This is a genomic window from Streptomyces sp. NPDC047072 (assembly GCF_040643855.1).
Taxonomy (GTDB): domain Bacteria; phylum Actinomycetota; class Actinomycetes; order Streptomycetales; family Streptomycetaceae; genus Streptomyces.
In genome coordinates this window covers 19,694-28,482 of the sequence record NZ_JBEYVC010000133.1, presented here as the reverse complement: position 1 = coordinate 28,482, position 8,789 = coordinate 19,694, and the positions used below count along the sequence as shown (strand labels likewise).

Sequence of the window (8,789 nt, the reverse complement as noted above, 5' to 3'; positions counted from 1 at the left end):
GTGGCCGGAACCGTCAAGTTCCGGCCACCCCGGCGGCACGTTTCTGCTGTGGCTGCGAGGGGCTCAGCCCTCCTCGTGGGTCGCCACGGCGCGACGGGCGTCGGCGTCCAGCACACCCCAGCTGATCAGCTGCTCGGTGAGGACCGAGGGGGACTGGTCGTAGATGACGGCGAGTGTGCGCAGGTCGTCCTGGCGGATCGAGAGCACCTTGCCGTTGTAGTCGCCGCGCTGGGACTGGATCGTCGCGGCGTACCGCTGGAGGGGGCCGGCCTTCTCCGCGGGGACGTGGGCCAGCCGCTCCAGGTCCAGGACCAGCTTCGGCGGCGGCTCGGCGGCCCCGCCGGGAGTGGTGCCGGGCAGCAGCTCCTGCACCGGGACACCGTAGAAATCCGCCAACTCGGCGAGGCGCTGCACGGTCACCGCACGGTCGCCGCGCTCGTACGAACCGACCACGACCGCCTTCCAGCGTCCCTGGGACTTCTCCTCGACACCGTGGAGGGAAAGGCCCTGCTGGGTGCGGATGGCCCGAAGCTTGGCCCCGAGCTGTTTGGCGTATTCGCTGGACATATAGCTCCCCGGACACTGGATCGACGCGGCTGCAGTGGTCCCGAGCCGCGCGTCTGGTAACTCACTGTGAGGTTACGCAGCGTGACGCTTCTGCGTCAAGCCGAATGGTCCACACCGACTCTTCCGTGGTAGCGGTGGCCGATTAGGCCAAGGGGGTGACATGGGGCGCCGATCCGGCCTGCTACGGTGGATGGCGCAAATCCGACGTCCTTTAAGGTCCGTCCCGTGAGGCGGAGAAGGAGGTCCGTTTCGTATGGACAAGCAGGACACTTCTGATATCACGGCGTCCGATGCCCGGCCCGTTCTCGAGGGCCCCGACATCGCGCGCGTGCTGACCCGTATCGCCCACGAGATCGTCGAACGCGCCAAGGGCGCCGACGACGTGGTGCTCCTCGGCATTCCGACCCGAGGCGTCTTCCTCGCCCAGCGGCTCGCCGCCAAGCTCGAGGAGATCACCGACCGCAGGATCCCGGTCGGTTCGCTCGACATCACCATGTACCGCGACGACCTGCGCATGCACCCGCCGCGTGCGCTGGCCCGCACCGAGATCCCCGGTGACGGCCTCGACGGCCGCCTGGTCGTCCTCGTCGACGACGTGCTCTTCTCCGGCCGCACCATCCGTGCCGCCCTGGACGCCCTGAACGACATCGGGCGCCCGCGCGCGGTGCAGCTCGCGGTCCTCGTCGACCGAGGCCACCGCGAACTGCCCATCCGCGCCGACTACGTCGGCAAGAACCTCCCCACGTCGCTGCGGGAGACGGTCAAGGTCCAGCTCGCCGAGGAGGACGGTCGCGACACCGTGCTGCTCGGTGTGAAGCAGACCCAGTAGCAGACGGTCCGGGCGGGCCTTTCGGCATGCCCTCGTCTGCCCGGAATCTCCCTCTTCACGCGAACTTCCCTACGGAGCCTGAAAGATGCAGCGTCATCTCATCTCGGCCGCCGACCTCACCCGCGACGACGCCGTCCTGATCCTCGACACCGCCGAGGAGATGGCCCGGGTCGCCGACCGGCCGATCAAGAAGCTGCCGACCCTGCGCGGCCGCACGATCGTCAACCTCTTCTTCGAGGACTCCACGCGCACGCGTATCTCTTTCGAAGCCGCCGAGAAGCGCCTCTCGGCGGACGTCATCAACTTCACGGCCAAGGGGTCGTCGGTCTCCAAGGGCGAGTCCCTGAAGGACACCGCCCAGACCCTGGAGGCCATGGGTGTCGACGCCGTCGTCATCCGCCACGGCGCCTCCGGGGCGCCGTACCGGCTCGCCACCTCCGGCTGGATCGACGCGGCCGTCATCAACGCCGGCGACGGCACCCACCAGCACCCCACCCAGGCCCTGCTGGACGCGTTCACGATGCGCCGTCGGCTCGTCGGGCGGGACGCCGGGCTCGGGCAGGACCTGTCCGGCAAGCGCATCACGCTGGTCGGGGACGTCCTGCACAGCCGGGTCGCGCGCTCCAACGTCGACCTGCTGCACACCCTCGGCGCCGAGGTCACCCTGGTCGCCCCGCCCACCCTGGTGCCGGTCGGCGTCGAGACCTGGCCGTGCGAGGTGTCGTACGACCTGGACAGCACGCTCGCCAAGTCCGACGCGGTGATGATGCTGCGCGTCCAGCGCGAGCGCATGAACGCCGCGTTCTTCCCGACCGAGCGCGAGTACTCCCGGCGCTACGGCCTGGACGGCGACCGCATGGCGCGGATGCCGGAGCACGCCATCGTGATGCACCCCGGCCCGATGGTGCGCGGCATGGAGATCACCGCCGAGGTGGCCGATTCCGAGCGCTGCACCGTCGTCGAGCAGGTCGCCAATGGCGTCTCCATCCGGATGGCCGTCCTGTACCTGCTGCTCGGCGGAAACGAGCCTGCCGTCAGTCACACCCGTATCGAGGAGAAGTAAGTCACATGAGCAAGATCCTGATCCGTGGTGCGAAGGTGCTCGGTGGCGAGCCGCAGGACGTGCTGATCGACGGTTCTCTCATCGAGGCTGTCGGTACAGGGCTCTCGGCCGAGGGCGCCGAGGTCGTCGAAGCCGACGGCAAGGTGCTGCTGCCGGGCCTGGTAGACCTGCACACCCATCTGCGCGAGCCGGGCCGCGAGGACTCCGAGACCGTGCTGACCGGCACGCGCGCGGCGGCGAGCGGTGGCTACACCGCCGTGTTCGCCATGGCCAACACCTTCCCGGTCGCCGACACCGCCGGCGTGGTCGAGCAGGTCTACCGGCTCGGGCAGGAGCACGGCTACTGCGACGTGCAGCCCATTGGTGCCGTCACGGTCGGCCTGGAGGGGCGCAAGCTCGCCGAACTCGGTGCCATGCACGAGTCGGCCGCAGGGGTCACCGTCTTCTCCGACGACGGCAAGTGCGTCGACGACGCCGTGATCATGCGTCGCGCGCTGGAGTACGTGAAGGCCTTCGGCGGGGTCGTCGCCCAGCACGCGCAGGAGCCGCGGCTGACCGAGGGCGCCCAGATGAACGAGGGGATCGTCTCCGCCGAGCTGGGTCTCGGTGGCTGGCCCGCGGTGGCCGAGGAATCGATCATCGCCCGGGACGTCCTGCTCGCCGAGCACGTCGGCTCCCGCGTGCACATCTGCCACCTGTCGACGGCCGGCTCGGTCGAGATCGTCCGCTGGGCCAAGTCCCGCGGCATCGACGTCACCGCCGAGGTCACCCCGCACCACCTGCTCCTCACCGACGAACTCGTGCGGACGTACAACCCGGTCTACAAGGTCAACCCGCCGCTGCGCACCGAGCGGGACGTGCTCGCCCTGCGCGAGGCGCTTGCCGACGGCACGATCGACATCGTCGCCACCGACCACGCCCCGCACCCGCACGAGGACAAGGACTGCGAGTGGGCCGCGGCCGCCATGGGGATGGTGGGCCTGGAGACCGCGTTGTCAGTGGTGCAGGAGACCATGGTGGAGACGGGCCTGCTGGACTGGGCCGGGGTCGCCGCGCGCATGTCCGCCAAGCCCGCCGAGATCGGGCGGGCGAAGGGCCACGGGCGTCCCGTCTCGGCAGGTGAGCCCGCCAACCTCACGCTCGTCGACACGGCTTACCGTGGGTCGGTGGACCCCGCGGGCTTCGCCTCGCGCAGCCGGAACACCCCGTACGAGGGGCGTGAGCTGCCGGGCCGTGTGACGCACACCTGGCTCCGGGGCAAGGCCACGCTCGTCGACGGGAAGCTCACGTGACATCTGCACTACTGATCGCGGCCGGCAAGGAGTCGGCGCCGGTGACCGACTGGGCCGCCCGGATCGGCTGGCTCGTCGGCCTCGCCCTGTTCGTCGCGCTCGTCTACTGGCTGATGCGCGAGGGCTGGAAGTGGCGCGGCACGCTCCAGGGAGACCTGCCCGAGCTGCCCGCCGCGCCGGAGGACCCGGGCCCGGCGAGACTGGGCATGAGCGGCCGCTACCACGGCTCCACCACCGCCGGGCAGTGGCTCGACCGGATCGTGGCGCACGGCCTCGGCACCCGCAGCCGGGTCGAGCTCACGCTGACGGACGCGGGACTGGACGTCGTACGCCCCGGGGCGGCCGACTTCTTCATCCCGCGCGAGGCCCTGCGCGAGGCCGTGCTCGGCAAGGGCATCGCGGGCAAGGTCCTCACCGAGGGCGGGCTCCTCATCGTGACCTGGGCGCACGGCGAGCGGCTGATCGACTCGGGGTTCCGCTCCGATAACGCGGCCGAGCACACCGAGTGGGTCGACGCCATTGACTCCATGATCAACAAGACGGAAACGGAAGGCGCACGATGATGACCTCCACAAGGGGAGCCTCGAAGGCTCTCGCGGTACTCGTCCTGGAGGACGGCCGGAACTTCCGCGGCCGTGCCTACGGGGCCGTGGGGGAGACCTTCGGCGAGGCCGTGTTCTCCACCGGCATGACCGGCTACCAGGAGACCCTGACCGACCCGTCGTACGACCGTCAGATCGTCGTCGCGACCGCCCCGCAGATCGGCAACACCGGCTGGAACGACGAGGACGACGAGTCCAGGCGGATCTGGGTCTCCGGCTACGTCGTGCGCGACCCCGCGCGCGTGCCGTCCAACTGGCGGGCCAAGCGCTCCCTGGACGACGAGCTGGTCGCCCAGGGCATCGTCGGGATCAGCGGCATCGACACCCGCGCCCTCACCCGCCATCTGCGCGAGCGCGGCTCCATGCGCGCCGGGATCTTCTCCGGCGAGGCGATCGCCGCCGAGGACGAACTCGTCGCGCGCGTGCAGGCCCAGCCGCAGATGAAGGGCGCCAGCCTCTACGAGGAGGTCGCCACCAAGGAGGCGTACGTCGTCCCCGCGGTCGGCGAGAAGAAGTTCACCGTCGCCGCCGTCGACCTCGGCATCAAGGGCATGACCCCGCAGCGCATGGCCGAGCGCGGCATCGAGGTGCACGTCCTGCCCGCCACGGCGACCGTCGAGGACGTCTACGCCGTGAACCCGGACGGCGTGTTCTTCTCCAACGGCCCGGGCGACCCGGCCACCGCCGACGGCCCCGTCGCGCTGATGACCGCCGTACTGGAGCGCAAGACGCCCCTGTTCGGCATCTGCTTCGGCAACCAGATCCTGGGCCGCGCACTCGGCTTCGGCACCTACAAGCTGAAGTACGGCCACCGCGGCATCAACCAGCCGGTGCAGGACCGTACGACGGGCAAGGTCGAGGTGACCGCCCACAACCACGGCTTCGCCGTCGACGCGCCGCTCGACAAGGTCAGCGAGACCAAGTTCGGCCGCGCCGAGGTCTCCCACGTCTGCCTGAACGACAACGTCGTGGAGGGCCTCCAGCTGCTCGACCAGCCGGCCTTCTCCGTCCAGTACCACCCCGAAGCGGCGGCGGGCCCGCACGACGCCGCCTACCTGTTCGACCGCTTCACGTCTTTGATGAGCACCGTCATGGAGGGCCAGCGTGCCTAAGCGCACCGATATCCAGTCCGTCCTGGTCATCGGCTCCGGCCCGATCGTCATCGGCCAGGCCGCCGAGTTCGACTACTCCGGCACGCAGGCGTGCCGGGTCCTCAAGGCCGAGGGTCTGAGGGTCATCCTGGTCAACTCCAACCCGGCGACGATCATGACCGACCCGGAGATCGCCGACGCGACCTACGTCGAGCCGATCACCCCGGAGTTCGTCGAGAAGATCATCGCCAAGGAGCGGCCGGACGCCCTGCTGCCCACCCTGGGCGGTCAGACGGCCCTCAACACCGCCATCTCGCTGCACGAGGCCGGCACCCTCGACAAGTACGGCGTCGAGCTGATCGGCGCCAACGTCGAGGCGATCAACAAGGGCGAGGACCGCGACCTCTTCAAGGACGTCGTGGAGGAGGTCCGCAAGAAGATCGGGCACGGCGAGTCCGCCCGCTCGGTCATCTGCCACTCCATGGACGACGTCCTGCAGGGCGTCGAGACGCTCGGCGGCTACCCCGTCGTCGTCCGCCCGTCCTTCACCATGGGCGGCGCGGGCTCCGGCTTCGCCCACGACGAGGAGGAACTGCGCCGGATCGCCGGGCAGGGCCTCACGCTCTCGCCGACCACCGAAGTGCTCCTGGAGGAGTCCATCCTCGGCTGGAAGGAGTACGAACTGGAGCTGATGCGCGACAAGAACGACAACGTCGTGGTCGTCTGCTCCATCGAGAACTTCGACCCCATGGGCGTGCACACCGGCGACTCCATCACCGTGGCGCCCGCGATGACGCTCACCGACCGCGAGTACCAGCGGCTGCGTGACGTCGGTATCGCGATCATCCGCGAGGTCGGTGTCGACACCGGCGGCTGCAACATCCAGTTCGCGATCGACCCGGCCGACGGCCGTGTCATCGTCATCGAGATGAACCCGCGCGTGTCGCGCTCGAGTGCGCTCGCCTCCAAGGCGACCGGCTTCCCGATCGCCAAGATCGCCGCCAAGCTGGCCGTCGGCTACACGCTGGACGAGATCCCGAACGACATCACGCGCGAGACCCCGGCCTCCTTCGAGCCCACGCTCGACTACGTGGTCGTGAAGGCGCCTCGCTTCGCCTTCGAGAAGTTCCCTTCTGCGGACTCGACGCTGACGACGACCATGAAGTCGGTCGGCGAGGCCATGGCCATTGGGCGCAACTTCACCGAGGCCTTCCAGAAGGCGCTGCGCTCGCTGGAGAAGAAGGGCAGCCAGTTCACCTTCGTCGGAGACCCGGGCGACAAGGGTGAGCTGCTGGAGGCGTCCGTACGCCCCACCGACGGCCGGATCAACACCGTCATGCAGGCCATCCGCGCGGGCGCCACGCCCGAGGAGATCTTCGCGTACACGAAGATCGACCCCTGGTTCGTCGACCAGCTCTTCCTCATCAAGGAGACCGCCGACGAGCTGGCCGCGGCGGCCGAACTGACCCCCGAGCTGCTCGCCGAGGCCAAGCGGCACGGCTTCTCCGACCAGCAGATCGCCGAGATCCGGGGCCTGCGCGAGGACGTCGTCCGCGAGGTGCGGCACGCGCTGGGCGTCCGCCCGGTCTACAAGACGGTCGACACCTGCGCCGCCGAGTTCGCCGCGCAGACGCCGTACTTCTACTCCTCCTACGACGAGGAGACCGAGGTTGCGCCCCGCGAGAAGCCGGCGGTGATCATCCTGGGGTCCGGCCCCAACCGCATCGGCCAGGGCATCGAGTTCGACTACTCCTGCGTGCACGCCTCCTTCGCGCTGTCGGACGCCGGGTACGAGACGGTGATGGTCAACTGCAACCCGGAGACCGTCTCCACCGACTACGACACCTCCGACCGGCTGTACTTCGAGCCGCTCACCCTGGAGGACGTCCTGGAGATCGTCCACGCCGAGCGGCAGGCCGGTCCGGTCGCGGGCGTGATCGTGCAGCTGGGCGGCCAGACCCCGCTGGGCCTGTCGCAGGCGCTCAAGGACAACGGCGTGCCGGTCGTCGGCACCTCGCCCGAGGCGATCCACGCCGCCGAGGACCGCGGCGCCTTCGGGCAGGTCCTCGCCGAGGCGGGCCTCCCGGCCCCCAAGCACGGCACCGCGACCACCTTCGCGGGCGCCAAGGCCATCGCCGACGAGATCGGCTATCCGGTCCTCGTACGGCCCTCCTACGTCCTCGGCGGACGCGGCATGGAGATCGTCTACGACGAGACCCGGCTGGAGTCCTACATCGCCGAGTCGACCGAGATCAGCCCCTCCCGGCCGGTCCTGGTCGACCGCTTCCTGGACGACGCCATCGAGATCGACGTCGACGCGCTCTACGACGGCCAGGAGCTCTACCTCGGCGGCGTGATGGAGCACATCGAGGAGGCCGGCATCCACTCCGGCGACTCGGCGTGCGCGCTGCCGCCGATCACCCTCGGCGGCCACGACATCAAGCGGCTGCGGACCTCCACGGAGGCCATCGCGCGTGGGGTGGGCGTCCGGGGCCTGATCAACATCCAGTTCGCGATGGCCGGCGACATCCTCTACGTCCTGGAGGCCAACCCGCGCGCGTCCCGCACCGTCCCCTTCACCTCGAAGGCGACCGCGGTACCGCTGGCGAAGGCCGCCGCCCGGATCTCGCTGGGCGCGACCATCGCAGAGCTGCGCGCGGAGGGGCTGCTTCCGGCCAACGGCGACGGCGGTGAGCTGCCGTTCGACGCGCCGATCTCCGTCAAGGAGGCCGTCATGCCGTGGTCGCGCTTCCGCGACATCCACGGGCGCGGCGTCGACACCGTCCTCGGCCCGGAGATGCGCTCCACCGGCGAGGTCATGGGCATCGACTCCGTCTTCGGCACGGCGTACGCCAAGTCGCAGGCGGGCGCCTACGGTCCACTGCCCACCAAGGGCCGCGCGTTCATCTCGGTCGCCAACCGCGACAAGCGCTCGATGATCTTCCCGGCGCGCGAGCTGGTCGCCCACGGCTTCGAGCTGCTCGCCACCTCCGGCACCGCCGAGGTCCTCAAGCGCAACGGCATCAACGCCACGATCGTGCGCAAGCTCAGCGAGGGCGAGGGCCCGGCGGGCGAGAAGACCATCGTCCAGCTCATCCACGACGGCGAGGTCGACCTCATCGTCAACACCCCGTACGGCACAGGCGGCCGCCTCGACGGCTACGAGATCCGCACGGCGGCCGTGGCGCGGTCGGTCCCGTGTCTGACGACGGTGCAGGCGCTCGCCGCCGCCGTCCAGGGCATCGACGCCCTCAACCACGGTGACGTGGGCGTCCGTTCACTCCAGGAACACGCGGAACACCTGACCGCGGCCCGCGACTAGCAGACCCCTGGGGGACACCGGAA

The 8,789-nt window shown here is 69.8% G+C and carries 7 protein-coding genes; 6 read left to right on the top strand and 1 reads right to left on the bottom strand.

Going from position 1 to position 8,789, the window contains the following annotated elements; all coding sequences use genetic code 11:
• Nucleotides 1-63: 63 nt before the first annotated feature.
• Nucleotides 64-567, bottom strand: a complete 504-nt coding sequence (gene bldD, locus ABZ896_RS38145) for a transcriptional regulator BldD (RefSeq protein ID WP_360939438.1) — start codon at nt 565-567, stop codon at nt 64-66.
• A 253-nt stretch (nt 568-820) separates the two neighbouring features.
• Here bldD and pyrR point away from each other — a divergent pair, with 253 nt between their 5' ends.
• From pyrR to carB, 6 genes are all read left to right on the top strand, one after another.
• Nucleotides 821-1,396, top strand: coding sequence for a bifunctional pyr operon transcriptional regulator/uracil phosphoribosyltransferase PyrR (gene pyrR / locus ABZ896_RS38140; protein ID WP_360939436.1), 576 nt, complete (start codon nt 821-823; stop codon nt 1,394-1,396).
• An 85-nt stretch (nt 1,397-1,481) separates the two neighbouring features.
• Nucleotides 1,482-2,459 carry an aspartate carbamoyltransferase catalytic subunit gene (locus ABZ896_RS38135; protein WP_360939434.1) on the top strand — a complete coding sequence of 326 codons (978 nt, stop codon included), beginning with the start codon at nt 1,482-1,484 and terminating at the stop codon, nt 2,457-2,459.
• 5 nt (nt 2,460-2,464) lie between these two features.
• On the top strand, nt 2,465-3,751 hold the full coding sequence (locus ABZ896_RS38130; protein WP_360939432.1) for a dihydroorotase: 1,287 nt from the start codon (nt 2,465-2,467) through the stop codon (nt 3,749-3,751).
• Complete coding sequence (locus ABZ896_RS38125) at nt 3,748-4,314, top strand: hypothetical protein (protein WP_360939430.1); 567 nt, start codon at nt 3,748-3,750, stop codon at nt 4,312-4,314. Before ABZ896_RS38130 ends, ABZ896_RS38125 begins: the two co-directional genes overlap by 4 nt.
• Nucleotides 4,311-5,465 carry a glutamine-hydrolyzing carbamoyl-phosphate synthase small subunit gene (gene carA, locus ABZ896_RS38120; protein WP_360939428.1) on the top strand — a complete coding sequence of 385 codons (1,155 nt, stop codon included), beginning with the start codon at nt 4,311-4,313 and terminating at the stop codon, nt 5,463-5,465. The genes ABZ896_RS38125 and carA overlap by 4 nt, the downstream gene beginning before the upstream one ends.
• On the top strand, nt 5,458-8,766 hold the full coding sequence (gene carB, locus ABZ896_RS38115) for a carbamoyl-phosphate synthase large subunit (RefSeq protein ID WP_360939426.1): 3,309 nt from the start codon (nt 5,458-5,460) through the stop codon (nt 8,764-8,766). Before carA ends, carB begins: the two co-directional genes overlap by 8 nt.
• The last annotated feature ends 23 nt before the right edge of the window (nt 8,767-8,789 follow it).

Excerpts from the sequence above, each read along its gene's own strand:
- bldD (WP_360939438.1), bottom strand. The coding sequence starts at position 567 with ATGTCCAGCGAATACGCCAAACAGCTCGGGGCCAAGCTTCGGGCCATC.
- pyrR (WP_360939436.1), top strand. The coding sequence starts at position 821 with ATGGACAAGCAGGACACTTCTGATATCACGGCGTCCGATGCCCGGCCC.
- ABZ896_RS38135 (WP_360939434.1), top strand. The coding sequence starts at position 1,482 with ATGCAGCGTCATCTCATCTCGGCCGCCGACCTCACCCGCGACGACGCC.
- ABZ896_RS38130 (WP_360939432.1), top strand. The coding sequence starts at position 2,465 with ATGAGCAAGATCCTGATCCGTGGTGCGAAGGTGCTCGGTGGCGAGCCG.
- carA (WP_360939428.1), top strand. The coding sequence starts at position 4,311 with ATGATGACCTCCACAAGGGGAGCCTCGAAGGCTCTCGCGGTACTCGTC.